The sequence below is a fragment of the Clostridium hominis genome (assembly GCF_014287825.1).
GTDB classification, from domain to species: Bacteria; Bacillota; Clostridia; order Clostridiales; family Clostridiaceae; genus Clostridium; species Clostridium hominis.
The window spans coordinates 47,058-73,074 of the sequence record NZ_JACOOO010000008.1 but is presented as its reverse complement, the minus strand read 5'-3'; the positions used below and the strand labels follow the sequence as shown (position 1 = coordinate 73,074).

Annotated in this window: 27 protein-coding genes; all 27 read right to left on the bottom strand. The window is 29.9% G+C overall.

The window, feature by feature from the left end; genetic code table 11:
- Positions 1 to 31: 31 nt before the first annotated feature.
- On the bottom strand, positions 32 to 1,225 hold the full coding sequence (coaBC, locus tag H8S20_RS05990) for a bifunctional phosphopantothenoylcysteine decarboxylase/phosphopantothenate--cysteine ligase CoaBC (RefSeq protein WP_186859541.1): 1,194 nt from the start codon (positions 1,223 to 1,225) through the stop codon (positions 32 to 34).
- 2 nt (positions 1,226 to 1,227) lie between these two features.
- Positions 1,228 to 1,446 (bottom strand): DNA-directed RNA polymerase subunit omega, encoded by a 219-nt coding sequence (gene rpoZ, locus H8S20_RS05985; RefSeq protein ID WP_032118108.1) that lies wholly within the window; start codon positions 1,444 to 1,446, stop codon positions 1,228 to 1,230.
- Positions 1,427 to 2,062 (bottom strand): guanylate kinase, encoded by a 636-nt coding sequence (gene gmk / locus H8S20_RS05980; RefSeq protein ID WP_186859540.1) that lies wholly within the window; start codon positions 2,060 to 2,062, stop codon positions 1,427 to 1,429. Before gmk ends, rpoZ begins: the two co-directional genes overlap by 20 nt.
- Positions 2,062 to 2,331, bottom strand: a complete 270-nt coding sequence (gene remA / locus H8S20_RS05975; RefSeq protein WP_032118106.1) for an extracellular matrix/biofilm regulator RemA — start codon at positions 2,329 to 2,331, stop codon at positions 2,062 to 2,064. Before remA ends, gmk begins: the two co-directional genes overlap by 1 nt.
- A 13-nt stretch (positions 2,332 to 2,344) precedes the next feature.
- Positions 2,345 to 3,226, bottom strand: coding sequence for a YicC/YloC family endoribonuclease (locus H8S20_RS05970; RefSeq protein WP_186859539.1), 882 nt, complete (start codon positions 3,224 to 3,226; stop codon positions 2,345 to 2,347).
- Between the two features lie 162 nt (positions 3,227 to 3,388).
- Positions 3,389 to 4,774, bottom strand: a complete 1,386-nt coding sequence (locus H8S20_RS05965; RefSeq protein WP_186859538.1) for an NCS2 family permease — start codon at positions 4,772 to 4,774, stop codon at positions 3,389 to 3,391.
- A 285-nt stretch (positions 4,775 to 5,059) separates the two neighbouring features.
- Positions 5,060 to 6,031, bottom strand: a complete 972-nt coding sequence (locus H8S20_RS05960) for an asparaginase (protein WP_032118103.1) — start codon at positions 6,029 to 6,031, stop codon at positions 5,060 to 5,062.
- A 189-nt stretch (positions 6,032 to 6,220) separates the two neighbouring features.
- Positions 6,221 to 6,622 carry a PBECR3 domain-containing polyvalent protein gene (locus H8S20_RS05955; RefSeq protein WP_032118102.1) on the bottom strand — a complete coding sequence of 134 codons (402 nt, stop codon included), beginning with the start codon at positions 6,620 to 6,622 and terminating at the stop codon, positions 6,221 to 6,223.
- Between the two features lie 153 nt (positions 6,623 to 6,775).
- The gene (spoIVA, locus tag H8S20_RS05950) at positions 6,776 to 8,254 is read right to left on the bottom strand and encodes a stage IV sporulation protein A (RefSeq protein ID WP_032118101.1); all 1,479 of its coding nucleotides are present in this window, start codon (positions 8,252 to 8,254) and stop codon (positions 6,776 to 6,778) included.
- 186 nt (positions 8,255 to 8,440) lie between these two features.
- On the bottom strand, positions 8,441 to 9,433 hold the full coding sequence (locus H8S20_RS05945) for an NAD(P)H-dependent glycerol-3-phosphate dehydrogenase (RefSeq protein WP_032118100.1): 993 nt from the start codon (positions 9,431 to 9,433) through the stop codon (positions 8,441 to 8,443).
- Between the two features lie 5 nt (positions 9,434 to 9,438).
- Positions 9,439 to 10,755 (bottom strand): ribosome biogenesis GTPase Der, encoded by a 1,317-nt coding sequence (der, locus tag H8S20_RS05940; protein WP_186859537.1) that lies wholly within the window; start codon positions 10,753 to 10,755, stop codon positions 9,439 to 9,441.
- Positions 10,755 to 12,089 carry a DUF512 domain-containing protein gene (locus H8S20_RS05935; RefSeq protein WP_186859536.1) on the bottom strand — a complete coding sequence of 445 codons (1,335 nt, stop codon included), beginning with the start codon at positions 12,087 to 12,089 and terminating at the stop codon, positions 10,755 to 10,757. Before H8S20_RS05935 ends, der begins: the two co-directional genes overlap by 1 nt.
- Positions 12,090 to 12,227: 138 nt before the next feature.
- Complete coding sequence (gene phoU / locus H8S20_RS05930) at positions 12,228 to 12,884, bottom strand: phosphate signaling complex protein PhoU (protein WP_032118097.1); 657 nt, start codon at positions 12,882 to 12,884, stop codon at positions 12,228 to 12,230.
- Positions 12,885 to 12,905: 21 nt separating this feature from the next.
- A complete protein-coding gene (gene pstB, locus H8S20_RS05925) occupies positions 12,906 to 13,670 on the bottom strand; it encodes a phosphate ABC transporter ATP-binding protein PstB (RefSeq protein WP_032118096.1) in 765 nt (254 codons plus the stop codon).
- Positions 13,671 to 13,716: 46 nt separating this feature from the next.
- Positions 13,717 to 14,541, bottom strand: coding sequence for a phosphate ABC transporter permease PstA (gene pstA, locus H8S20_RS05920; protein ID WP_186859535.1), 825 nt, complete (start codon positions 14,539 to 14,541; stop codon positions 13,717 to 13,719).
- A 2-nt stretch (positions 14,542 to 14,543) separates the two neighbouring features.
- Positions 14,544 to 15,440 (bottom strand): phosphate ABC transporter permease subunit PstC, encoded by an 897-nt coding sequence (gene pstC / locus H8S20_RS05915; protein WP_186859534.1) that lies wholly within the window; start codon positions 15,438 to 15,440, stop codon positions 14,544 to 14,546.
- Between the two features lie 87 nt (positions 15,441 to 15,527).
- Positions 15,528 to 16,376, bottom strand: coding sequence for a phosphate ABC transporter substrate-binding protein (locus tag H8S20_RS05910; RefSeq protein WP_186859533.1), 849 nt, complete (start codon positions 16,374 to 16,376; stop codon positions 15,528 to 15,530).
- A gap of 202 nt (positions 16,377 to 16,578) precedes the next feature.
- Positions 16,579 to 18,264: an ATP-binding protein gene (locus tag H8S20_RS05905; RefSeq protein ID WP_186859532.1), complete on the bottom strand. Its 1,686-nt coding sequence runs from the start codon at positions 18,262 to 18,264 to the stop codon at positions 16,579 to 16,581.
- A gap of 4 nt (positions 18,265 to 18,268) precedes the next feature.
- Positions 18,269 to 18,967: a winged helix-turn-helix domain-containing protein gene (locus tag H8S20_RS05900; protein ID WP_032118091.1), complete on the bottom strand. Its 699-nt coding sequence runs from the start codon at positions 18,965 to 18,967 to the stop codon at positions 18,269 to 18,271.
- Positions 18,968 to 18,989: 22 nt separating this feature from the next.
- Positions 18,990 to 19,727: a peptidoglycan editing factor PgeF gene (gene pgeF / locus H8S20_RS05895; protein ID WP_032118090.1), complete on the bottom strand. Its 738-nt coding sequence runs from the start codon at positions 19,725 to 19,727 to the stop codon at positions 18,990 to 18,992.
- A gap of 212 nt (positions 19,728 to 19,939) precedes the next feature.
- On the bottom strand, positions 19,940 to 20,392 hold the full coding sequence (gene nrdR / locus H8S20_RS05890) for a transcriptional regulator NrdR (RefSeq protein WP_032118555.1): 453 nt from the start codon (positions 20,390 to 20,392) through the stop codon (positions 19,940 to 19,942).
- A 60-nt stretch (positions 20,393 to 20,452) separates the two neighbouring features.
- Positions 20,453 to 20,731, bottom strand: a complete 279-nt coding sequence (locus tag H8S20_RS05885) for a YlmC/YmxH family sporulation protein (RefSeq protein ID WP_032118089.1) — start codon at positions 20,729 to 20,731, stop codon at positions 20,453 to 20,455.
- 88 nt (positions 20,732 to 20,819) lie between these two features.
- Positions 20,820 to 21,593: an RNA polymerase sporulation sigma factor SigG gene (sigG, locus tag H8S20_RS05880; RefSeq protein WP_032118088.1), complete on the bottom strand. Its 774-nt coding sequence runs from the start codon at positions 21,591 to 21,593 to the stop codon at positions 20,820 to 20,822.
- An 80-nt stretch (positions 21,594 to 21,673) separates the two neighbouring features.
- Positions 21,674 to 22,381: an RNA polymerase sporulation sigma factor SigE gene (gene sigE / locus H8S20_RS05875; protein WP_032118087.1), complete on the bottom strand. Its 708-nt coding sequence runs from the start codon at positions 22,379 to 22,381 to the stop codon at positions 21,674 to 21,676.
- Positions 22,382 to 22,389: 8 nt separating this feature from the next.
- Complete coding sequence (locus H8S20_RS05870; RefSeq protein WP_032118086.1) at positions 22,390 to 23,193, bottom strand: sigma-E processing peptidase SpoIIGA; 804 nt, start codon at positions 23,191 to 23,193, stop codon at positions 22,390 to 22,392.
- Between the two features lie 193 nt (positions 23,194 to 23,386).
- Entirely contained in the window at positions 23,387 to 24,511 is a 1,125-nt protein-coding gene (ftsZ, locus tag H8S20_RS05865) for a cell division protein FtsZ (protein WP_032118085.1), read from the bottom strand.
- Positions 24,512 to 24,918: 407 nt separating this feature from the next.
- The gene (locus H8S20_RS05860) at positions 24,919 to 25,974 is read right to left on the bottom strand and encodes a type IV pilus twitching motility protein PilT (RefSeq protein ID WP_186859531.1); all 1,056 of its coding nucleotides are present in this window, start codon (positions 25,972 to 25,974) and stop codon (positions 24,919 to 24,921) included.
- Positions 25,975 to 26,017 lie beyond the last annotated feature (43 nt).

The window sequence follows — 26,017 nt, the reverse complement described above, 5'->3', positions numbered from 1 at the left end:
AACTATTATTTTAATATAAAGAAAAGCGCAGTTAGCGCTTTCCTAGAATCATATCAAATATATTTGTAGCTACTTGCTTCTTGCTCATCTTATCAAGATTAATAACCTTACCCTCTTTTGATAGTATAGTTACTTTATTATCCTCACTTGCAAATCCAGTATCATTTGAAGTAATATCATTAGCTACAATAAAATCTAAATTCTTGTTTTTAAGCTTCTTTTCTGCATTATTTAAAACATTATTACTTTCTGCTGCAAAACCAACAAGAATCTGTTCTTTTTTTCTTTCACCTAAAATTTTTAGGATATCACTATCTCTAGCAAGAGTTAATTCTAAATCACCCTCGCCTTTCTTTATTTTTTCATTACTATATTCTTTAGGCTTATAATCAGCTACTGCTGCTGATTTTATAACAATATCAGCAAAATCATAATACCTTAAAACAGCTTCTTTCATTTCACCATTAGTTTTTACACTTATAAAGTTAATGTCTGCTATTTTAGGTAAGTTTGTTGGTCCTGATACTAATGTTACTTCAGCTCCACGTTCTTTTGCTTCCTGTGCAATTGCATATCCCATCTTTCCAGTAGATTTATTTGTAATATATCTTACTGGATCAATTGGAGCTATTGTTGGGCCTGCAGTAATCAATACCTTTTTACCTAAAAGATCTTTCTCTTTTTCTTCAAGTTCTATCAATACTCTATCAACTATATCAGATACGTTAGCAAGCTTACCTTTTCCAATATCCCCACAAGCTAATCTACCACTAGCAGGTTCAATAAAACTATAACCATATCCTTTTAGTTTATTAATATTATCTTGAACTATTTTATTTTCATACATTTTTGTATTCATAGCTGGTGCAAAAATAACTTTTGCTTCAGTTGCCATTATTGATGTAGAAAGCATATCATCAGCTATTCCATTGGCAACTTTTCCAACAATATTTGCTGTAGCAGGTGCAATTAACATAATATCTGCCCATTGAGCTAAGGCTATATGTTGAATCTCCCAAGCTTTTGGTTCTGCAAACATATCGGTTATAACCATATTTTGGCTTAACGATTGGAAAGCTAAAGGTGTAACAAATTGCTTTGCAGACTCAGTCATTATAACTTTAATTTCAACATCTTGTTTCCTTAAGGCACTTATTATGTCTAAAGCTTTATATACTGCAATTCCTCCAGTAACACCTATTACCACTCTCTTTTTTTCTCTCATAACTATTTAGTACCTTCTTCAACCTTATGATAGCTTACTGAGCCCTCATTAATTTCATTAATAGCTAATGTTAAAGGTTTTTTTGATTTGTTTGTTGTTAATGGATTACTTCCATCTATAATTTGTCTTGCTCTTCTTGAAGAAACGATAACTAAAGAATATCTATCTTCTACCTTTGTTAGTAAGTCTACTATTGATGGATTAATCATAGAGTTGTTCATGAATTAAGCCCTCCTTAGAATCTAATATTGTATCTTTTATTCTATCTACTCTACATTTTTCAGCTGTAATAATTCCTTCTACCTTAGAAACTGCTACATCAACTACATCATTTACTACTGCATAATTATATTTAGAGATATAATTTATCTCTTGATAAGCAGATTTAAATCTTCTCATTAAAGATTCAGGTGTTTCACTTCCTCTTTTGATTATTCTCTGCTTTAATTCTTCCATCGATGGTGGAAGAATAAATATAAATACGCCCTCTTTAAAGTTTTCTTTAACTTTAAGAGCCCCTTGGATATCTATTTCTAATATTACATTCTTTCCACTATCAATCATTTCTTCCACTCTTGATTTTGGTGTACCGTAATAATTACCATATACTTCAGCATATTCAAGGAAATCTTTTTGTTCTACTCTCTTAATAAAATCTTCTTTTGTTATAAAGTGATAATTAACACCATCTACTTCCCCAGCTCTTGGCTGTCTTGTAGTAGCTGAAACTGATATAAATAAGTCGTCATGTTTTTCTAACAACGCCTTACATATAGTTCCTTTTCCAGCTCCTGATGGTCCTGATACCACTATTAATAATCCTTTATTATTAGTCATTATTCATCAACCTCATCTACAGTTTCATCTTTAGTTGATAATCTATGTGCAACAGTTTCTGGTTGAACTGCTGATAAAATTACATGATCACTATCAGTTATACAAACAGCTCTTGTTCTTCTTCCATAAGTTGCATCGATTAGCATACCTCTGTCTCTAGCTTCTTGGATTATTCTTTTAATCGGTGCTGATTCTGGGCTTACTATTGCCACAAGTCTGTTTGCAGAAACAATATTACCAAAACCAATGTTGATTAACTTAATTCCCATTGCTCTCCTCCTATTATTCTATATTTTGAACTTGTTCTCTTATCTTTTCGATAAGATTTTTTATATCAATGACTAAGTTAGTCATATGAATATCACTTGACTTAGATCCTATTGTATTAGTTTCTCTATTCATCTCCTGAATTATAAAATCTAACTTTCTTCCTATAGGTTCATCTAAACTTAAAGTTTTCCTAATTTGACTTATGTGACTTCCTAACCTTGTTATCTCTTCATCTACAGTAGCTTTGTCTGCAAATATGCATACCTCTGTTGCTAATCTATTTTGATCAACGTCTGCACCGCTTAAAAGTTCTGATAATCTCTCTTCTAATTTAATTTTATATGCTTTTGGAACTGTATCTGCTACTTTTTCAATTTCCTTAACTAAACTCTCTATTATAGTAATTTTATCTAATATATCATCTTTTAATTTTTCACCTTCAGTAATTCTCATACTGATCATCATTTCAATAGACTTTGAAATTAAAGGCTTTAATTCCTCAAATATCTCTTCTATTTTCTCTTCTTCTTGAACCATAGTTATAACTTCTGGAAATCTTGCAAGTTGCATAACTGATACATCATTCTTTACTCCGAAATTTTCTTCTATTTGTTTTAAACAATTTAAGTAGTCTTCTGCAAGCTTTAAATCAACCTTTGGTGTTCCTTCATTTTGTGAATATTTTTTTAAATTAATAAAAACATCAACTTTTCCTCTAGATAAAGAAGATGAAATCATTTTTCTAACTTCTTCTTCTAATGAAATTAAAGCTTTAGGCATTCTGATATTTATATCTAAATATCTATTATTGACACTTTTCATCTCAACAGTAAAAATACGTTTTTGTCCTTCTTCACTACTGCTTCTACCGAAGCTAGTCATACTTTTTACCATAATTCATCCCTAACTTTCAATTTTATCTTATATACTTTTAAACAATAAATATAGTTTATATTCTCTAATTGCTAATGTCAACTTTTTGTTAACAAATTGTTCATAATTAAAACAAAAAAATCTACCCCAATTAGAGGTAGACTTTTAAAATAATTATTTATCTTATAAGAAAGCAATCTTAAGAACAAATACAACTAATAATAAGTACATAACCCAAGATACTTTAGTTTTGTCCTCTTTCTTCTTAGCAAATATTAAATTATATATTAAATTAATTACTACGTATGAAATTATACCTAAAGTTAATCCATCGCCTATGCTATAAGTTAATGGCATAGCAGCTATAGTTAAAAATGCAGGTAAACCTTCAGTTATATTTTCAAACTCTATTTCCTTAACAGCTTCAAGCATTAAGTATCCAACATAAATAAGTGCTGGTGCTGTAGCACATGCTGGAATAGCAACAATGATTGGAGAGAAGAACATCGCAATAAGGAATAGTACCCCTACTGTTATTGACGTATATCCAGTTCTACCACCTTCAGCAACACCAGTTGCGCTTTCAACGTAAGTAGTTACTGTAGACACTCCTAAACATGCTCCAGCTGTTGTTCCAATTGCATCAACTAAAAGCGCTCTTCCAGCATTAGGAACATTTCCATCTTTATCTAACATCTTAGCCTTTGAACAAACTCCAACCAAAGTACCAACTGTATCAAAGAAATCTACAAATAAGAATGTAAATACTACTGTTATAAACATTTTTATATTATCAGGATGGAATGCATGTGCTAAATCAATCTTCCCAGCAATCTCTCCAATACCTTCAAATTTAAATATTCCACTAGGTAGATATATCCCCAAAGCCGCTGCAGCTTCTGTGTTTATTAAAGCATATCCCCAACCTATTAGGGAAGAAACTAAAATCCCCCAAAGAATAGCTCCTCTAACACCTTTTTTATTTAATACTGTTATTATAACTAATCCAATAATTGTAATGATAACCGCAGGTGTGAACTCTCCTAAAGCGACCATTGTAGCTTCATCAGCAACTACAAGTCCTGAATTTACTAATCCAATGAATGCAATAAATAAACCAATCCCACCAGTAACAGCCAATTTCATATTTTTAGGAATAGCATTTACTACTGCTTCGCGAACTTTAAATAATGATAGTAATATAAATATAATACCTTCTATAAATACAGCAGTTAAAGCAACTTCCCATGAGATTCCCATTCCTAAAACAACAGAGTAAGCAAAATAAGCATTTAACCCCATACCAGACGCTAAAGCAAATGGTAAGTTAGCGAATAATCCCATCATTATACAAGCAATTGCAGCTGCCAAACAAGTTGCTGTAACCAATGCTCCAGCTGGCATTCCAGTAGCTGATAAGATATTTGGATTAACAGCAATTATATATGCCATAGTTAAGAAAGTAGTTAATCCAGCAAGCATTTCTTTTTTAATGTCAACATTCTTATTAGTCAGAATTGGTAAAAGTTTTTCTTTAGTCGATAATTTCTTCGTTGATAATTCCCCCATTTTCAACACTCCTTTTAAATAATATGTAAAATAAATTAAAGCTATGACAAGTAAACCTAGATAACTCATCATAGCTTATATAACACAAGTTTATGTATATAATACCAAACATAATACAATATATTTTTATTAATAATATTCGTATTATTTCCTCCTATAGAGCTACCCTACGAATATTATTATACCACTTTTATTTTTATCGGTCAACATTTCCGAATATTTTATAGTTTATTTAAATTCATTTTCGTACATAAATTTTATTATGTATATATACCCTAATATTTTTTACTCAAATTGCTTTTTTATTTGTTCCATAGACAACCCTGAATTTATAGATAAAAGAAGCTTGACCCTTGCTTTTTGCCCCGGCAGAGTATCCCCGAATATTATTCCCAAATCTAACAACATTTTTCCCCCACCTTCATATCCATAAGATTCATGAACTCTTCCTTCAAAACATCTGGATACTATTATTACTGGAATATTGCTATCAATTGCTCTTTTTATTCCACTCACCATTTTAGGAGGTACATTTCCTCTTCCCAATGCCTCTATTACAATTCCACCATATCCCCTTTCAATAATAAAATCTATAAAAGTAGAATCCATGTCAACGGCACATTTAATTAAAGCTACATCTTTTTCAATTTTATCTATTTTGTATTTTGAAGGATTTATAGTGTTTCTATAAAAAATAACCTTATTATTATCCACAATTCCTATAGGGCCAAAGTTTGGAGTTCTAAATGCATTTAAAGCCATAGAATTTGCTTTTGTAACTTCTGATGCAGAATTTAATTCACCATTAAAGCAAACCAAAACACCTCTCCCTATTGAATCATCAGCTATAGCAGTACAAATAGATGTTGCTAAATTGAAAGGTCCATCATATCCAAGCTCAGAACTACTTCTCATAGCACCAGTTATTACTATTGGTTTAGATGTATCTATTGTTAAATCTAAAAAATATGCTGTTTCTTCTAAGGTATCAGTTCCATGAGTAATAACTATACCATCTATATCACTTCTATTTACTAAATCTCTTACAAAATTACTTAATTCTAATATTGTTTTAAATGTCATATGAGGTGACGGCATACTTGAAAAAGTATAGGATTCTATTTCCGCATAATTTTCTATCCCAGCTACCATAGCCATTATCTCTTCTCCTGTTAAACTAGGAATAGCTGCCTTAATTCTCTCATCTACTTTCATAGATATTGTCCCACCATTAAAAATAACTGCTATCTTCTTCATTTTACCACTCCATTTATTATAATTTTTATCACATTGCCCTATAAATTAAACAAACAAAAAGTGGCAAAGCCACTTTTCTTATATAAGCAATAATTTTATTTAAAACTTAATTTAATAGTTAAAGATTATTAGTAAACATTTCTTGAGTTTATTATACAACCCTACTCCATTTCTTTCAATAAATATATTTTATACACAATCCACTTTGATTAGCTCACCATAATCCAATCTATTTTTAATTTTATTATCATTTATAGGGTACATAGTTGAAACATAAATATACTGATTCATTTCGTCCACCTCCACTCCTAATAACAAATAATTATACATCTTCTTTACAAATTGAATTGAAACACTTCCTTCATCACTTTTGTAAATACCAATATAATCTGGTTCTTCCAGTATAACTTTCATGAACTCAAATATATTTTTCTTTGTATTTTTGTCTAGTTGTTTACCATGTCTTTTAATAATATGCTTTAGCACTCCAGGGCAGGCATATATAGCTCCAGTAAACTCTATACCTAATTCTTCTGCAACACTCCGCCTCAAATACCCAACTCTTTTATAGGTACAAAATTTGCTATTCATATTATCCCTCTTCACTATAATATATTAAGCACATAATAACTGCTTAATATATTATATTCCACTGTATATATATATTTCACATATAAAATATAATATTATAAGCTTAACAAAAATTTAAAAGCACCTATCTTAAAAGATAGGTGCTAATACTCTCTATAGGATTATGCAAATTAATCCGCCATTACCTTCATTAATAATTTTTTGAAGTGTTTTTTGAATCTTAACTTGAACATCCTCTGGCATCTTATAAAGTTTATTTTGTAATCCTTCTTTAACTAAAACCTCAAGTGACTTTCCAAACATATTACTTTGCCATACTAAGTCTGGATCTGTATCAAACTTCTCCATCAAAGCCTTAACTAATTCTTCACTTTCTTTTTCTGATCCCATAATTGGACTTATTTCTGTTTTGATATCAGCTTTTATGAAATGTAATGATGGTGCACTAGCTTTAAGCTTAACTCCATACTTACTTCCTTGAGTAATAATTTCCGGCTTTTCAAATTTCATTTCTGATAATTGTGGTGCTACTAATCCATAACCTGTTTCTCTAACATCACAAAGAGCATCTTTTATTTTGTCATATTCTTTTTTAGCTATATTAAGTTCTTTAATTAAAGAAATTAAATCACTTTCAGAACTAACTTCAACCCCACAATCCTCACTTAACACTTTATAGAAAATACTTTCACTAGGTTTTAACAATATTTTTGCTGTTCCTTCGCCTAGCTTAATTTCACTTAATTCTGAAGCATTCATATTTTCATCTTCCTTGAATGAATTAAATGAAGGTTTTATGTCTTTTATCTTTTCTACATCTTCACACATTCCCTTTACTATTTTAAAGAACTCTTTCTTTAGCCAATGTTCTGGGTCAAGTTTTTCTACCCATGTAGGCATATCTATGTTTATTTCTTTTACCGGGAATTCTTTAAGTACATGGACAAATAATTTTTCGATATCTTTTTCAGTCATATTATAAACATCCATAACTTGAACTGTAACATCATATTTAGTTTCTAATTGCTTTTTCAATGTTTCAGTTTCAGGTGAATTTATGTTTTTAGTATTAAGTACAACTACGAAAGGTTTTTTTATTGACTTTAACTCATCTATTACCCTCTCTTCTGCTTCTAAGTACTCTGATCTTTCTAATCCAGTTATACTACCATCTGTAGTAACAACAAGTCCTATAGTAGAATGATCAGTTATAACCTTTCTTGTCCCTATTTCTGCTGCATCTTCAAAAGGTATCTCATAATCATACCATGGTGTGTTTACCATCTTAGGCTCATCTTCTTCTAAATATCCCAAAGCCCCTTTTACAATGTATCCTACACAGTCAACTAATCTTACTTTAAAGCTTATATCCTCATCTACAGTAATCTCCACTGCCTCATTTGGCACAAATTTAGGTTCTGTAGTATGAATAGTTTTTCCTGAACCACTTTGTGGTAACTCATCCTTTGCTCTCTCTTTCTTAAAAGAATTTTCGATTTTGGGTATAACCATTAGATCCATAAATTTTTTAATAAATGTAGACTTACCTGTTCTAACAGGTCCTACTACACCTACATATATGTCCCCTTGAGTTCTTTCTGCAATATCTCTGTATATGTTGAAACCCTCCACTAATTTGCCCTCCTATATATTTTTAACACTATATATATATTCCTGCTTTTAAAAAAGTATACTGTTTTTTACACTTATAATTTCTTTTAATTATAAAAATTAAATTATTTTTTACAACAATTTATTTATGTATATTATATTTAAATACAAAAAATGCACGTATATTTATATACGTGCATTTAACTACTAATAAACTTCTGATTTTTTGTCTCTTTTTAAAAGTTCATCTACTACATCTTTAGCTTTTCTATCTTCGAATAAAACCCTATAAAGTCCATCCGTAATAGGCATTTCTACATCTAGCTCTTCTTTTAGTTTGTAGAAAGCATGACAGGCAGTTATTCCTTCTACTACCATACCAACTTCCTTTATAGCTTCATCTTTACTCATACCTTTTCCTATTAATATACCAGCTTTTCTATTTCTAGAGTGCATACTAGTACAAGTAACAATAAGATCTCCCATCCCTGTTAAACCTAAAAAGGTTTCAATATTTCCACCTAATTTTGTACCTATTCTTACTATTTCAGCCATTCCTCTGGTCATTAATGCAGCTTTAGTATTATCTCCATATCCTAATCCATCGCAAACACCCGCAGCTAATGCAATAATATTCTTTACCGCTCCGCCAACTTCTACTCCAACTAAATCGCTATTAGTATAAACTCTAAACTCTTTAGTCATAAATAAGTCTTGAACTTCTTCTGCTATTTTCATATTTTTAGAAGACGTCACTACAGTAGTTGGTATATTAAATGCAACCTCCTCAGCATGACTTGGGCCTGATAGAACAACTACAGGGTTATCAATTACATCATTGATAACTTCTACTAAAGTTTTATTTGTACCTTCTTCTATTCCTTTAGCTATACAAATAACTGGTATATCAGAAGATATTTTCCCTCGTAAAATTTCAGCCCCAATTCTTATAATCTGAGATGGTAAAGCTAAAACAACATATTCCACATCTTCTAAAGCTTCATCAACATCATTATAAGCTGTGACATTCTTAGGTATTTGTAAACCCTTTATATACCTATCATTTTTTCTATTCTTATTAATATCATTAACTACTAATATATCTCTATCATATATAGATACATCATTTCCTTTGTTTCCTAATAATATAGCTAGTGATGTTCCAAAACTCCCACCACCTAAAAAAGCCACTTTACTCATATAGATTATTCCTTTCTTTCTCTATACTCTATTTGAACTCCTGTACCACTAAAATCAAAGCTATCTCTTAACTGATTTTCTAAATATCTTTCATAAGAGAAATGTCTTGCATTTGTATCATTAACAAAGAATACAAACTTTGGTGGTTTTGTTGCCACTTGTGTTGCATAATAGATCTTAAGTCTTTTTAATGCTACTACTGGAGGTTCTTTCATAAGTATTGCTTTACTTATTACATCATTTAAGACACCTGTTCCAACTCTCTTATTATAATTATCGTAACATTCTTTAGCTACCTCTAATACCTTATTAGCTCTTTGACCTGTTAAAGCAGATATAAATAAATATTTAGCATAACCTATAAACTTTAGATTTGATTGTAAATCCTTCTTATAAACATCCATAGTCTTACCATCTTTTTCAATAAGATCCCACTTATTTACTACAACCATGATAGCTTTATTTAACTCATGAGCAAATCCTATAATCTTTTCATCTTGATCAGTAACACCTTCAGTTGCATCTATCATAAGTATGCATACATCTGCTCTCTCTATAGCCGCAAGAGTTCTTATAACCGAATATCTCTCAATCTCTTCTTTTACTTTACTCTTTCTTCTAAGTCCAGCTGTATCTATTAATGTAAACTTACCAAAATTAGTTTCTATTCTACTATCTATAGCATCCCTTGTAGTCCCTGCTATTTCAGAAACAATTAATCTTTCCTCACCTAACAGCCTATTTATTAATGAAGATTTACCTACGTTAGGCTTTCCTATCATAGCTATTTTTATATCATCTTCCTCTTCATCAGCTTCTCCTATAGATTTAAAATGACCTACTACCATATCAAGCATATCTCCAAGGCCTTTTCCTTGACCAGCTGACACTGCTACAGGATCACCTATTCCTAAGTTATAGAATTCCCAAGCATTTTCTTCATCCTTCAAGTTGTCAATCTTGTTAACAACTAATACAACAGGTTTTTTAGATTTTCTAAGCATTGTTGCAACTTCATTATCTGCAGCTGTTAACCCTTCTTTTCCATCAACAACAAACATTATAACGTCAGCTGTTTCAATGGCAATGTTCGCTTGTCTTCTCATTTGTTTTACTATTATATCTTGATTTTCTGGCTCAATTCCACCTGTATCTATCATTGTAAATACATGATTTAACCACTCTGCTTCCGCATAAACTCTATCTCTAGTTACTCCTGGAGTATCTTGTACAATAGAGATTCTTTTTCCTGCTAATTTATTAAATAATGTTGATTTACCTACATTCGGTCTTCCAACTATAGCTACTATTGGTTTTCCCATTATTTTTCCTCCTGACAAACATCGTTTATAATATCTATTAAGTCTTCTCCTGTGTGATCTACCACAAGAACCTTAACCCCTAACTCTTTTTCTATATCCTCCACTCTCACATCATCAAGCATTATATAATCAGCCGGAGCTAACTCATATCCTTTTCTGAACATATTGCTAGACATAATTAAATATTCACTTTTAATTCTACCCTTTAATTGACTTATTATATCTTTACCAGTTAAAAGTCCTGTAACTGTTATAGATTCACCATAAAAATGATTTATTATTTCAAATACATCAATTCTTATATTTTCATTAGCCCCCATTATTTTTTTAGCACCATTAAACACTTCATTAAATGCAAGTTTCCCAGTAGCTATTGTAAATGTACCGCTAATATCTTTTCTAAGATTTTGCACTCCATAATTGATTGCTTCCCTGAAGCATCTAATCATTCCAACTCCATCCTCAATTTGTTCGTACCCTTTATAAAAATCCTCTTCTGGTACATCTATTCCTGACACTATATAAAATTCATCAGACATTCTTATAAAAGGATCTCCAATTTCTTTCATAAACTTTTCTTGGAGCTCGATAACCATTTCTAACTCTTCTCTAGCTAACTCTTTATCAAAGGTTTTTACTTTAACCAATCCTTCTCTAAACTTAGTAATACCTATTGGCACCACTGCTATATTAGCAACAGATGGATGCAAGCTATATAAATCATTTATAGTTCTCTTAAGTTCATCCCTATTATTTACTTCAGGAATAAGAACTATTTGACAATGCATTTCTATACCTGCCTCTGCTAGTCTTTTCATTCTATCAAAAACTTGCCCTGCAAATCTATTACCAAGCATCTTAACTCTCAATTCTGGATTTGTCGTATGTACAGAAATATTTATAGGACTAATCCTATATCTAATAATTCTATCTATGTCCTCATCTTTCATATTAGTTAATGTTACAAAATTTCCTTGAAGAAAAGATAGTCGTGAATCATCATCCTTAAAATATAAAGTTTCTCTCATTCCTTTTGGATTTTGATCTATAAAACAAAACATGCATTTATTGCTACATCTTTTTGCTTTATCCATTATTCCGCCACCAAATTCTAAACCAAGCTCTTCCCCGTAATCTTTCTCGATTTCATACTCCCAAATCTCGCCACTTGATTTTTCCATCTCCAACACTAACTCTTCATCTGCTGTTAAAAATCTATAATCAATAATGTCTGTTACTTTTTCTCCATTTACTGATAATAAAATATCATTAACTTCGATGCCAATCTCTTCAGCAATACTATAAGGTATTACATTTGTTACTACATTCTTCATAACGTCACTCCTATAATAACCTATCATCTCTATGATATATTAACCTATTAATTATCTTCAGTCAATAAAAGAGATTATCTTGCGTTACATTTTTACAAATAAAATAAAGAATATGAGAAGATCTCATATTCTTTATTATTACTCATTTAAATCTACGTAATCACCTTTTTTAGAAAAAATTATCCACTCACAAATATTTGTAACATGATCCCCGACTCTTTCTAAATATTTAGATGCAAATAAAATTTGTGCACCTCTATTTATCATAGTTTCATCTTTAGCCATCTTTTTAAGCATTTCTGCAAATAATCCTCTATATAGTATATCTACCTTATCATCCATCTTGCATATTTCGTATGCCTCTTCAACATTTCCATCTACAAATGCTTCAATAGATTTTCCAATCATATTAATAAGAATATCAACCATTTCCCAAATAGGATCACACTCCTCACCAATTGGCTCTAGTTCTACTCTCTTGGTTATCTTACAAATATCTACTGCATAGTCTCCCATTCTTTCTAAGTCTGTAACTATTTTAGATGTAGTAAATATTTTTCTTAAATCTGTGGCCACCGGTGATTCCATTGCCATAGACTTTAAACATTGCTCTTCAATTTTTTTATTTAATTCATCTACCTTATCATCATTTTTCATTACTTTTTCTACAAGAACCATATCTCTGTTTTTAAAAGCTTCAATACTATCATGTAATTGTTTTTCTACCAAACTTCCCATTTCTGCTAATTCAGAAATTAATGTTTTCATTCTATTATCTAAAACATTTCTTGTCACACTCTCACTCCCTTTATACTTTTAGCCAAATCTTCCTGATATATAATCCTCTGTTCTCTTATCTTGTGGTCTATAAAAAATATCTTCTGTTCTTCCATACTCTATAAGTTCACCAGATAAGAAGAAGGCAGTTTTATCAGCTATTCTACCTGCTTGTTGCATATTATGAGTAACAATAACTACAGTATATTGTTTCTTCAATTCATGCATAAGCTCTTCCATTTTATTTGTTGATATTGGGTCCAACGCAGATGTAGGTTCATCCATTAAGATTATTTCAGGAGATACAGCTATAGTTCTTGCAATACATAATCTTTGCTGCTGTCCTCCAGAAAGACCTAATGCACTCTTTTTTAGTCTATCCTTAACCTCATCCCATAATGCAGCCCCTTTTAAACTTCTTTCAACTATTTCATCTAATGTCTTTTTATCTTTTACTCCATGAATTCTTGGACCATATGCAATATTATCATATATAGACATTGGAAATGGATTAGGTTTTTGGAATACCATTCCTACTTTTTTTCTTAAATCAATTTCATCATAATCCTTATATATATCTTTTGCCCCAACAAGAATTTCACCATTAATTTTAACTATGGGAATAAGATCATTCATTCTATTTAATGTTCTTAAAAAAGTAGATTTCCCGCATCCTGATGGTCCAATTAATGCTGTAACCTTATTTTTTTCTATTTCTATATTTATATTCTTCAGAGCTTGATTATCTCCATAAAATAAATCTAAATTTTTCACCTGAATTTCAGGTGTTGTTATATTTGACATACTTACACCTCTTAAATTTGTATAATATTAACTTAGTTACATCTAATTAATAATCAGCCTTATTTAACTTTTTACTTATTAGCTTAGCCACAAGATTTAATATTAAAATCATTGCTATTAAAACTATTCCTGCAGCAGCTGCTGATGCTATATCTCCCTTTTCTTTTGTTTCTAAAAAAGCATGAACTGTTAACGTCCTTCCACTTGCCATAATACTTTTAGGAATTTTATACACTGTACCTGCTGTTAAAAATAATGCAGCAGATTCACCTATTACACGCCCCATAGATAAAATCACTCCTGAAAGTATTCCTGGTATTGCACTTGGAAGAATTACTTTATATAAAGTTTGGAATTTTGTAGCTCCAAGGCCAAGTGACGCTTCCCTATATGAAGGTGGTACAACTTTTAAAGCCTCCTCAGTAGTACGTATTATTACAGGTAATATGATTATAGATAAAGTTAACGAACCTGCGATAAGTGAATAGCCAAAATTCAACGCCGCAACAAAGAATGCTGCTCCAAATAACCCATAAACTATTGAAGGTATTCCTGCTAAAGCCTCTGTCGAATACCTTATAACCTTTACCATTCTTCCTTGTTTTGCATATTCTTGTAAATAAACAGCAGCAAGAACACCTATAGGTGTTGCTATAGCTAGTGATAACCCAACTGTATATAGAGTAGATATTATGAACGGTTTTATTCCACCTCCACCAGATGGTTTATATTCACTAAATAAGTAATTGAAATTAATTAATTTGTATCCTTTTATAAATATAAATCCCAGTATAAAAATCAATATTCCTACAGTTACTACTGCTGATAAATATAATAATATTTTTAAAATATTCTCTTTAAATTTTCTCATTTTTATTTACCTTCCTTATTAGAAAGTTTTGAAATAACTAAATTTAATATTAAAATAAATGCAAATAATACAACTCCAGTAGCAAACAGTAATTCTTGATGTGCTTGTGATGCATATCCCATTTCTAATGCAATATTACTAGTAAGTGGTCTTACTTTGTCAAAAATAGATGTTGGTATTTGTACTGAATTACCTGCAACTAAAATTATAGCCATAGTTTCTCCAATTGCTCTACCACTACCAAGTACTATTGCAGCTAGTATACCTGATTTAGCTGCAGGTACGACCACTTTAAATGTTGTTTCTATATGTGAAGCTCCCAGCGCTAACGAACCTTCTTTATAACTTTTCGGAACTGCTTTTATTGCAGTAGTTGAAACCGAAATTATTGTCGGTAACATCATTACAGCTAATACAATAATTACTGCAAATAAGCTTTGACCTTGAGCTAAATTAAAAGTTCTTTGTATCCACGGAACAATTATTGCCAAACCAAATAATCCATATAATACAGATGGTATTCCAGCTAAAAGTTCGACTGCTGGAATCATAAATTTTGATACTCCTTTCGGAGCAACCTCAGCTATAAATATAGCTGTCAATAACCCTATAGGAACCCCTATAATTAATGCTCCTAAGGTACCATATATAGATGAAATTATCATAGGTAGTATACCGTATTTAGGTGTTTCTGATGTTGGGTACCAATCAGTACCAAATATGAATTCTACAAAAGATTTACCACCTGTAACAAAAGGCTTTAATCCCTTCATAAATACAAATCCTATAATTAAAATCAAACTTACTACTGCAACAAGTGCACATATTAAAAATATCACTCTAGTAATTTTATCAATAACATATTTACTTGTATTACTCTTTTTATTTCCCTCTACCATTTTAGTCCTCCTAATGGTAATAAATAGCCTTCATTTATGTAGTAAAAATGCCTCAACTATGAGGCATCTTTACCTAAATATTCTTTATTATTCTAAAGTTATTAGTTTATTCTCTTTAACGATTTGTTGTCCTTCTGCACTTAATACATAATCAATTAAAGCAGTTCCAGCTTCAGTTAACGAATCTTTCTTAGTTACTAATAAGTAAGGTCTTGATAATTTATATCCTCCTGCCTTTACATTATCTGCTGTAGCTTCAACATCATTTACTTTTAAAGCAGCTACACTATCATCGATAAACTCAAAAGAAGCAAATCCTATTGCATTTTCATTACCAGCAACTGCAGTTTTAACAGCTCCACTACCATCTGCAATTGTAGCATCTTTAATTAGCTCTTCTGATTTATAATCAACGATTTCTTGGAAAGCATCTCTTGTTCCAGATCCTTCTTCTCTACTAATAACAACGATTGGAGAATCAGCTCCGCCTATTTCTTTCCAGTTAGTTATTTTCCCTGTATATATATCTTTAATCTGTTCTAAAGTTATGTTTTCTACTTTGTTTGCTGGATTTACTAATAATGCAATACCATCATGAGCAATTACTGTTCCATCTACTTGTGAAGCTTCTTCGCTTTTTAACTCTCTTGAAGACATTCCAATTTCTGAAACTCCGTTTATAACATCTTTAATTCCTGCACCTGAACCATTTTCTTGAACTTCTAATGTTACACCGCTATTTGCAGCTTCATACTTCTCTTGAACTTTTAACATTAATGGTCCTACAGAAGTAGATCCTGAAATCGAAATAGTTGTTTGAGTTTCTGTTCCAGCATCTCCACTTTCTTCATTACTTCCTCCGCAACCTGTTAAAGTTGCTCCCATCATCATTACTACTAAAGCACCTACCATTAATCTCAACTTTTTACTCTTCATAAATTTTCCTCCAAATCCACTTCATTTAATTTGTCCATTTATTAAATTCATTTACCTTACAATATCAATAATAGTATTTTAAAGTTAAAGGAATATTATACAATTGTTAAATAATATTATAGGAACGTTAAGTCAATGTTAACTATGAATAAAAGCGTAAAAAAAGAGTTCATTGCATACTATAGCAATAAACTCTTCTTAGTTATATTCTAATCTTAACAATAAACTTTGTACCTTCTCCAAGTGTTGAGTGAACATCAACTTCCCCATTAAAAAGCTTAACAATATGTTTTACAATAGCTAATCCTAATCCAGTACCCTTAGTAGACCTTGATTTATCAACTCTATAAAATCTTTCAAATATTCTTGGTAAATCATCTTTTGGTATACCTATACCATCATCCTCTACTACCATTATAAAATAATTATTTTTCTCAAATAGGTCTACTTTAACTTTCCCATTTTCTTTCGAATACTTCACTGCATTATCAACAAGATTCATACTTAACTGATAGAATTTATCTCTATTACCACTTAAACATCCTTTATAATTATCACTTATTGTAATCTCTATCCCTTTGGCTGTAGATTCAGCACTTATTACATCTACAACATCCTGTAATACTTCTAATGGTTTAAAATCTTCTACCTTTGTTACCTTCATATTTTCTATATTCGATAAAATCAATATATCATGAATCAACCTACTTAACCTATCAGCTTCTTTATTTATAATATCTAAAAACTTCTTCCTAGTTTCATTATCATCAACATATTTTAAAGTTTCCGAAAACCCTTTTATAGACGTTAAAGGAGTTTTTAGTTCATGAGAAACATTAGCTACAAATTGACTTCTCATATTTTCTAACCTTTTAATATCTGTTATATCAGATAATGTTATAACTATCCCTATGGTACTTATATTCCCATTTATTATAGGTGCCTTTTTTACTTTTAAATCTCTTTGCACAGGATGAAACAACTTTATTTCTTTTGAGTCAATCTCTGGAATATTTTTTGCAAATTGTAATAAATCATAATCAATTATACAATCTTCAATTTTCTCACCAATTATTTCTCCCTTCAAGCCAAATAACTTTTTAGAATAGTTATTTATAAGCATTATTTTACCATAATTATCAATAGCTATAACCCCACTATCCATACTTTCCAAGATAGCTTCTAATTTATTTTGTTTGTCATAAGAATCATTTATCTTGATTTGTAACTCATCAGCCATTCTATTAAAACTTTTAGCTAAAGATCCAATCTCATCATTATTATATACTTTAGCTCGATTGTTTAAATCACCATTTACAATCTTAGCTGTAGCCCCTTCTAGCTCTTTAATAGGATATATTATAATCCTTGTCAACTTAATAGATAGTCCTAAAGCTAAAATAGCTACTATAATTATTATGAATATATAATATTTAAAATTACCTGATAAAAATATCATTATAGCGCTTGTTGGCACCGAACTTCTTACAACCATATTATCATTTAATTTAGTTGCATAATAAACCAAATTAACAGTAGAAGTTTCGCTATATCTAACACTAGAACCCTCTCCATTAATAAAGGCCTTTTGAATCTCTTCCCTATCAATATGATTTTCAGAAATGGAGCCTTCATTTTCCGAATCATATAAAACATTCCCTTGTATATCAATTATAGTAAATCTAACTTGATTATCATCTATCCTAAACTTACTAAAATCAAGATCATTTTCCTCTACTCCTTTAATAAAAAGCTCATTATATACAGATAAGATACCTTTTGCTCTTTCTATCTCATGCATATTAATTAACTCTATAAAAGATAAACATACTAATATAAGAGAAAATATTACCGTTGCAAGGGATGATATTATTATTCTTTTTTTCATAATATTATAGATCTGGGTTAAATCTATACCCTACTCCTCTTATAGTTTCAATAAATTTTGGGTTTTTATCATCATCTTCTATTTTCTTCCTTAAATATCTAATATGAACATCAACAGTTCTTGTTTCTCCTATATATTCATATCCCCAAATTTTATCTAGAAGCATTTCTCTTCTTAAAATTTTCCCTCTATTTTTAATTAACATTTCTAAAAGTTCAAATTCTTTTAATGTTAAATCAATCTTATTATCTTTAATTCTTATTTCCCTTTTTTCGAAATTAGCTGCTAACTCTCCAAATACGACAATATCATTCTGTTCTTCCTTAACATTTATCCTTCTCAATACAGCCTTAACTCTAGCTAACAATTCCCTTACAGAAAAAGGTTTTGTTATATAATCATCTGCACCTAATTCTAATCCTAATATTTTATCAAACTCTTCACTCTTAGCCGTAAGCATAATAATTGATGTATTCTTTATATCTGCTTTTGATCTTATATCTTTACACACGTCATAACCATCTTTTCCTGGAATCATTAAATCTAAAAGAATTAAATTAGGTCTCTCATTCATAGCTAAATTAACTGCATCTATTCCGTTATTACATGTTATTACATCATATCCTGAAGACAGTAAATTATATTTTATAAGCTCCACTATATGTTCTTCATCATCTACTACTAATATTTTTTCATTAGCCATCAAGCATTCCCCCTAAATTTTATTATTTCTTATATGCAAAAGTAAATAATCTCCCGTATGTTCCAACGCTCTTTCTATATGAAAATAGCTTTATCTCTTCCTCACAATAAGTACAAAGGTTAATAGTATAAATATTATCTTCCTCAATCTTCAAACTTCTTAAATCCTCAAGAATACAACGTTCCATACTAAGGTTTCTACCATTAAACAGCTCATTTTCATCTATTTTTGTCTTATCTAAAAATCTTTCTTTTAATTCTTCAGATACTTCATAGCAGCACTGCCTTATATGAGGTCCTATGTAGACTTTAATATTCTCGATTCTAGTTCCATATTCTTGAATCATTTTTTCAATGCTCTTTTTAGTTATTGAATTAAAGGTTCCTTTCCATCCACTATGAATAGCAGCTATAACTCCTTCAACTTCATCTACTAAAACCACTGGAACACAGTCTGCTGTAAATGCTCCAATAATAACATTCTCTTTATTGGTTACTATTGCATCCCCTTCTCTTTCTATAAACTCTTTAGCGTTATTATTAAATACAAATACATTATCACTATGTATTTGGTGAAGGTATACAACTTCATTAACATTAAAATCTACTTTTAAAGATTCTATATTTTTTAGCCCTTCATCATTATTTCTATTAAAGCTTCTATCATATTTAGCAGTAGAAAACACTATATTAACCTTTTCTCCCTCAACAATCAAAAAATCCTTGAAGGTTTTCAAATTATTTCTATCTATCTTTTTCATAAAAATCCTCACTTTTTATATACTTGTGGATATTTTAACATTTTTTATACTTATTTTCTATTTAAACGCATTATTTTTTACTTAGTTTTAACTTTAACCAATGAGTCTACCTTTAAACTAATTAAAAACTTTTAATTTTGTAAATAGTAATTATGTCTTCTATCAACAATGCAAAAATAGACTTTCAAAATTAAGAAAGTCTATTCTTATAATTATTTAGTCATTAAATTTTTTATTTCTTCTAAAAACGTATTAATATCTTTAAATTGTCTATATACAGAAGCAAATCTTACATATGATACTTCATCTATTTTTTTTAATCTTTCCATTATCATTTCGCCGATTAATTTAGTTTCTACTTCTGTAAGCATTTTATTAGATATAGACTTTTCTATATCTTCTGCTATCTCCTCAATTTGCCTTCTAGAGATAGGTCTTTTTTGACATGCTATTATAAGACCATTGACGATTTTTTCTTTATTAAAATTTTCCCTTGTTGAATCTCTTTTTATAACTAAAATAGGAATATCCTCAATTTTTTCATAAGTAGTATATCTTTTACTGCAATTAGCACATTCTCTTCTTCTTCTAATAGTTGTATTATCATCGGTCGATCTAGAATCAACTACCTTACTTTCGTCAAATCCGCAAAAAGGGCATTTCATATTTATCAAACCTTTCTCATATGTACTTTACTATATTATATTACCTTTTAATAAAATTTACTAGATTCTATTTTGTTCTAATTGTCTTTGAATATCACTACCATCAATGAGTAATACATCTACTCCAAGTTTAATTACCTTCTCCCATGGCACCTCTATATCTTCTTCTTTTCCAAACCAACTTTTATTAGGTGATGGTAGCGTTAATGATATAACTCTCTGTTCATTAACATCTACTCTAAAATCCTTAACATATCCAAGTTTAGAACCAGTAGATATATCAATAACTTCCATACTTCTTACAGCATTTGTTGAAAATAAAACTAAATCCTCATCCATAATTACCCCTCCTATTCTACTTAATTATTTATATGATTACTATTAACTATTTATTATTAAAAATAAAAAAAGAGGACTCAAAAGAGTCCTAAATATATTTTTTCATATGTTTTAATGCAGTTTTTTCTAACCGTGAGACTTGAGCCTGAGAAATACCTATTTCATCTGCTACTTCCATTTGAGTTCTTCCATTAAAGAATCTTAATGTTAAAATTAGCTTTTCTCTATCATTAAGCTTTTTCATAGCTTCTTTTATAGAGATGTTTTCTAGCCAACTATCATCACTATTTTTAGAATCACTAATTTGATCCATAACGTAAATCGCATCACCACCATCATGATATATTGGTTCAAATAATGAAACCGGATCTTGAATTGCATCAAGAGCAAAAACAACATCTTCTCTAGGAATATTAAGTTCTTTTGCTATTTGGGAAATAGTTGGTTCTTTATTATTGTCTTTAACTAATCTATCCCTAACTAATAGCGCTTTATAAGCTATATCTCTTAAAGACCTACTTACCCTTATAGCATTATTATCTCTAAGATATCTTCTAATTTCTCCTATTATCATTGGAACAGCATAAGTTGAAAATTTAACATTTTGCCCTAAATCAAAATTATCTATAGCCTTCATAAGTCCTATACATCCAACTTGAAATAAGTCATCTACATTTTCGCCCCTGTTATTAAACCTTTGTATAACACTTAAGACCAACCTTAAGTTCCCCTTAATAAATGTTTCCCTAGCAGTTTTATCGCCTTCTCTCATTTTTAGAAGGAGTTCTCTCTTCTCTTTTTCTTTAAGTACTGGTAATTTTGAAGTATTTACTCCACATATTTCAACCTTGTTAATGATCAAAATCAACAACTCCTCATCAAGAAATAACATACTGCATTTTAAATTATTTCCGATAGAGGTATCTTTTATACTAAGACAAACTATATCATTTTATTGATTTCTTTTTTTAACCTATTTATAATTTTCTTTTCTAACCTTGATATATATGATTGCGATATCCCAAGCATATCTGCTACTTCCTTTTGAGTCTTTTCTCTATACCCGTCTAACCCAAATCTTAACTTAACAATTTCTTTTTCTCTTTCATTTAAATTTTTTAAAGCTAAAAATAATAATTGTTTATCAACTTCATCTTCAATCATATTGTAAACAGTATCATTTTCAGTTCCTAAAATATCAGACAAAAGAAGTTCATTACCATCCCAATCTATGTTTAAAGGTTCATAAAATGAAACTTCAGCCTTTACTTTACTATTTCTCCTTAGATACATAAGTATTTCATTTTCTATACATCTAGAAGCATATGTTGCTAACTTTATCTTTTTATCAGGATTAAAAGTATTAACAGCTTTTATCAATCCAATAGTCCCAACTGAAATTAAATCTTCAACCCCTACCCCTGTATTCTCAAATTTTCTCGCTATGTAGACTACAAGACGTAAGTTTCTCTCTATCAGTATATCTCTTACTTCACTTCCTCCAGTCGTTAACTTTTCAACTAATTCTTCTTCTTCATCCTTTTTTAAAGGTGGTGGTAAAGCATCATTACCGCCTACATAAAATACTTTTTTTGCAAACAAATTAAACTTAGATAAAATTTTATTTAATAGTAAAATTATTTTTCTCATATTTCCTCCTATATAACCCCTCTTGATAATAATGCTTGATAATCATTGTCTTTGCTTAAGACCATTGGACTTTTACAAATAATTGCGTCAATTTTTTTCCATTCATCACATAAAGTGTTTCTTATCATTATCTTATCACCTTTAATGCCTTCAAGTTGTCCACATTCTGTTATCGTATTGTAATTTATTATATACTTATCATTTTCTTTTACATCAATTTCTTTTAAGTATTTATCCTCTATTATAATACAAGGCAAATTACTTACTACTTCCCTAAGCTCATTTCCAGTATCTAAAAAGCCTTTTAGAATTAATATTTTACCTCCAACATTTATATAAATATCATATATAAAATTCTTAATTGCAGCCCTATCCCTTAAATAATCATTTACCCTTACTAAAACTATATAAAATATCATAAGTGATAATAACATCCATTTTATTGAATAATTATTTATACTAAAGGAATCACCTAACACATAGGTATTTTGCATCATTACAAGACCAAAACATAATCCGCATAACATAAAAGAATTAATGAAAAATACAATAGTCCCTTTAATTACATTCGCCACTCTCTTTGGTCTTATTACTATTGTTATCATTATCATCGCAACTAAGAATTTAAATACTAATGAAGATAAAAACTTCACTTCTGAAAAAAGCACTAGGGTATATATGGCTCCAATTAATGCCGACAAGTAAATATTTATATTTCTATATTGATATTTTAATAACTTTGTAGTAACTAATAATAAAAATAAATTTATTATGAAATTTTCTGCAATTATAACATCTACATATATTTCCATATAACCCCTCCTCATTAAATAAAATTATACTTCTTACTTCATTATTTTTTTGTCATAATTAATACTAACTATGAAATTTTCCCTCTAATTTTTTTTACAATAAAGCACATTTTTTTTATTACATAAAAATAAAAAGCTATCAAAACTTAATTTGATAGCTTTTTAAAAACAATGTAACATTTTATTTATTCTTTTATCTTCTTGATCTCAAGAAACTTGGTATATTAACACTTTCTCTGTCAATATCTAATAAAGGATCAACTTTAGATGTTACTTCCTCTTTAACTACTTCTTCAACTTTTGGGGTAGGTGTAGTTTTTACCTCATTCTTTGGTTCACTTGCCTTTAATGATGATTTAGCGTTATCATCTTCAAACCCTGTTGCTATTACAGTCAATCTAATCTCATCATTTAAAGTTTCATCAATAACTGCTCCAAAGATAATATTAGCGTCCATATCTGCAGCTTCTCTTACAATTTCAGCAGCTTCATAAACTTCTATAGCTCCTAGATCTACACCACCTGTAAAGTTTATTATAACTCCAGTAGCACCATCTATTGATGTTTCTAATAATGGTGAAGAAATTGCTTGTCTTACAGCGTCTTGAGCCTTATTATCTCCTTTACCATATCCAACACCCATATGTGCTAAACCTTTATTTTTCATTACAGTTTCTATATCTGCAAAGTCTGCATTTACAACTCCAGGAATTGTTATTAAGTCAGAAATTGCTTGTACCCCTTGTCTTAATACATCATCAGCTAATCTAAATGAATCAAGTAAAGTTGTTTTCTTATCAGCCATAGCTAATAACTTCTCATTTGGTATTATAACTAATGTATCTACTTTTTGCATTAAGTTTTCTATTCCCATTTCAGCATGTCTCATTCTTCTTTTACCTTCAAATGGGAACGGTTTAGTAACAACTCCTACTGTAAGTATATCCATAGACTTAGCTATTTCAGCAACTACTGGAGCAGCACCTGTTCCTGTTCCACCGCCCATACCAGCTGTTATAAATACCATATTAGCACCTTTTATTGCTTCTGCTATTTCTTCTCTACTTTCTTCAGCAGCTTTTTTACCTATTTCAGGATTTGCTCCTGCACCAAGACCTTTTGTTAACTTTTCTCCAATTTGAATTTTAGTATTAGCATGTGATAATAATAACGCTTGTTTATCAGTGTTAACTGCTATAAATTCTACATTTCTTAATCCTTCAAGTACCATTCGATTGACAGCATTTCCTCCGCCGCCACCGCAACCTATGACCTTTATATTAGTTAATTCTTGCATATCTAATTCAAAATCTAACAAAACAATTCCTCCTTTAAAAATCTCTATTAGTAAAGTTTAATAATTCCATTAAAATATTTAATAGTTTAAGCTAACTCATGCCTGTATTGACTATAAAAACTTATCCTATTATAATTTTACATCATTTCATATACATTTAACAATAGAAAATATATATTTATTGAAGAATTTTGTAGGTTTTAGCAGACTTTAGGTGTATTTTTACCTTTTAATAAAAAATCTGCGAAAAATTTTATAAATTATTCTTCTACCATATAAGTTAATTAGTTCTAAAATCAAATATATTGAATATACTTTTCTACTCTTATTAATTTATTCAACATATATTATAAATTTCCTTCAGCTTTTTCAATTTATTGGAAATAAAATAAAGGAGGATTTTTATCCCCCTTCACTTGCTTACTAAATTAAAGCATCATAAGTCGCTTTAATGTCTCTCTATCAACCGAATAACTAATAGCCGATTCTGATGATATTTCTCCTCTTTTATACAAGTCTGCTAAAGCCATATCCATTGTCTTCATTCCATATTTACTTCCTGTTTGAACTGCTGATTCAATTTGATGTGTTTTTCCCTCTCTTATTAGATTTTGTATACCTGGTGTAGTTACCATAACTTCTAAAGCGGCCGTTCTACCAGATCCATCGGATTTTTCTATAAGCTGTTGTGATACTACAGCTTGTAAAACTGATGACAATTGAACTTTTACCTGCTGTTGTTGATACGGTGGGAAAACATCTATTATTCTATCTATAGTTTTTGCAGCTCCAATTGTATGAAGTGTGGAAAGAACTAAATGCCCCGTTTCAGCCGCTGTTATTGCTATAGAAATTGTTTCAAGATCTCTCATCTCTCCTACTAAAATAACATCTGGATCTTCTCTTAATATTGCTTTAAGTGCATTTTGATAGCTTTTACTATCTTTTCCTATCTCTCTTTGATTAATTATACAAGATTTATGTTTATGCAAGTATTCAATAGGATCTTCTAATGTTATTATATGCCCTTGTCTTGAAGAATTTATCTCATTAATCATGGCAGCTAGGGTTGTACTTTTTCCGCTTCCTGTTGGCCCTGTAACAAGTATTAACCCTCTTTGTTTGTTTGCAATTTCTTTTAAAACTGTTGGATATCTAAGTTCCTCAAGTGTTGGTATTTTTAATGCTATAACTCTTATAGCTATTGCATCACTATTTCTTTGTTTAAATACATTAACTCTAAATCTCCCTACTCCAGTTAAAGAATATGATATATCATACTCCCCAATTTCTAAGTACTCATCATATTTTGACTCTAAAATTTCTTTTGCAAATTTTTCTATATCATTAGGTAATAAGTTTTCTTTACCTATTTGAACTAGTTTCCCATTCTTTCTTACTGTAGGTGGTACTCCTACAGTTAAATGTAAATCTGAAGCCCCCATCTCTATGGTGTTAACCAATAATTCTTTTAAAAAATACATATAAATCCCCTTTCAGGCTTAAAATATCAAGCTGTTACTTATA

What these genes read in the sequence shown, in the direction of transcription:
- pstB (WP_032118096.1), bottom strand. Translation starts at nt 13,670, where the DNA reads ATGTCAAATATAACAACACCTGAAATTCAGGTGAAAAATTTAGATTTA.
- H8S20_RS05885 (WP_032118089.1), bottom strand. Translation starts at nt 20,731, where the DNA reads ATGGATGAGGATTTAGTTTTATTTTCAACAAATGCTGTAAGAAGTATG.
- H8S20_RS05860 (WP_186859531.1), bottom strand. Translation starts at nt 25,974, where the DNA reads ATGTATTTTTTAAAAGAATTATTGGTTAACACCATAGAGATGGGGGCT.
- H8S20_RS05935 (WP_186859536.1), bottom strand. Translation starts at nt 12,089, where the DNA reads ATGAAGAATGTAGTAACAAATGTAATACCTTATAGTATTGCTGAAGAG.
- H8S20_RS05905 (WP_186859532.1), bottom strand. Translation starts at nt 18,264, where the DNA reads ATGAAAAAAAGAATAATAATATCATCCCTTGCAACGGTAATATTTTCT.
- H8S20_RS05960 (WP_032118103.1), bottom strand. Translation starts at nt 6,031, where the DNA reads ATGAAGAAGATAGCAGTTATTTTTAATGGTGGGACAATATCTATGAAA.
- pstA (WP_186859535.1), bottom strand. Translation starts at nt 14,541, where the DNA reads ATGAGAAAATTTAAAGAGAATATTTTAAAAATATTATTATATTTATCA.
- gmk (WP_186859540.1), bottom strand. Translation starts at nt 2,062, where the DNA reads ATGACTAATAATAAAGGATTATTAATAGTGGTATCAGGACCATCAGGA.
- H8S20_RS05970 (WP_186859539.1), bottom strand. Translation starts at nt 3,226, where the DNA reads ATGGTAAAAAGTATGACTAGCTTCGGTAGAAGCAGTAGTGAAGAAGGA.
- H8S20_RS05900 (WP_032118091.1), bottom strand. Translation starts at nt 18,967, where the DNA reads ATGGCTAATGAAAAAATATTAGTAGTAGATGATGAAGAACATATAGTG.
- rpoZ (WP_032118108.1), bottom strand. Translation starts at nt 1,446, where the DNA reads ATGAACAACTCTATGATTAATCCATCAATAGTAGACTTACTAACAAAG.
- H8S20_RS05945 (WP_032118100.1), bottom strand. Translation starts at nt 9,433, where the DNA reads ATGAGTAAAGTGGCTTTTTTAGGTGGTGGGAGTTTTGGAACATCACTA.
- H8S20_RS05870 (WP_032118086.1), bottom strand. Translation starts at nt 23,193, where the DNA reads ATGGAAATATATGTAGATGTTATAATTGCAGAAAATTTCATAATAAAT.
- coaBC (WP_186859541.1), bottom strand. Translation starts at nt 1,225, where the DNA reads ATGAGAGAAAAAAAGAGAGTGGTAATAGGTGTTACTGGAGGAATTGCA.
- pstC (WP_186859534.1), bottom strand. Translation starts at nt 15,440, where the DNA reads ATGGTAGAGGGAAATAAAAAGAGTAATACAAGTAAATATGTTATTGAT.
- der (WP_186859537.1), bottom strand. Translation starts at nt 10,755, where the DNA reads ATGGGAAAACCAATAGTAGCTATAGTTGGAAGACCGAATGTAGGTAAA.
- pgeF (WP_032118090.1), bottom strand. Translation starts at nt 19,727, where the DNA reads ATGAAAAAGATAGATAGAAATAATTTGAAAACCTTCAAGGATTTTTTG.
- remA (WP_032118106.1), bottom strand. Translation starts at nt 2,331, where the DNA reads ATGGGAATTAAGTTAATCAACATTGGTTTTGGTAATATTGTTTCTGCA.
- H8S20_RS05910 (WP_186859533.1), bottom strand. Translation starts at nt 16,376, where the DNA reads ATGAAGAGTAAAAAGTTGAGATTAATGGTAGGTGCTTTAGTAGTAATG.
- nrdR (WP_032118555.1), bottom strand. Translation starts at nt 20,392, where the DNA reads ATGAAATGCCCTTTTTGCGGATTTGACGAAAGTAAGGTAGTTGATTCT.
- H8S20_RS05965 (WP_186859538.1), bottom strand. Translation starts at nt 4,774, where the DNA reads ATGGGGGAATTATCAACGAAGAAATTATCGACTAAAGAAAAACTTTTA.
- sigE (WP_032118087.1), bottom strand. Translation starts at nt 22,381, where the DNA reads ATGAGAAAAATAATTTTACTATTAAATAAAATTTTATCTAAGTTTAAT.
- H8S20_RS05955 (WP_032118102.1), bottom strand. Translation starts at nt 6,622, where the DNA reads ATGAATAGCAAATTTTGTACCTATAAAAGAGTTGGGTATTTGAGGCGG.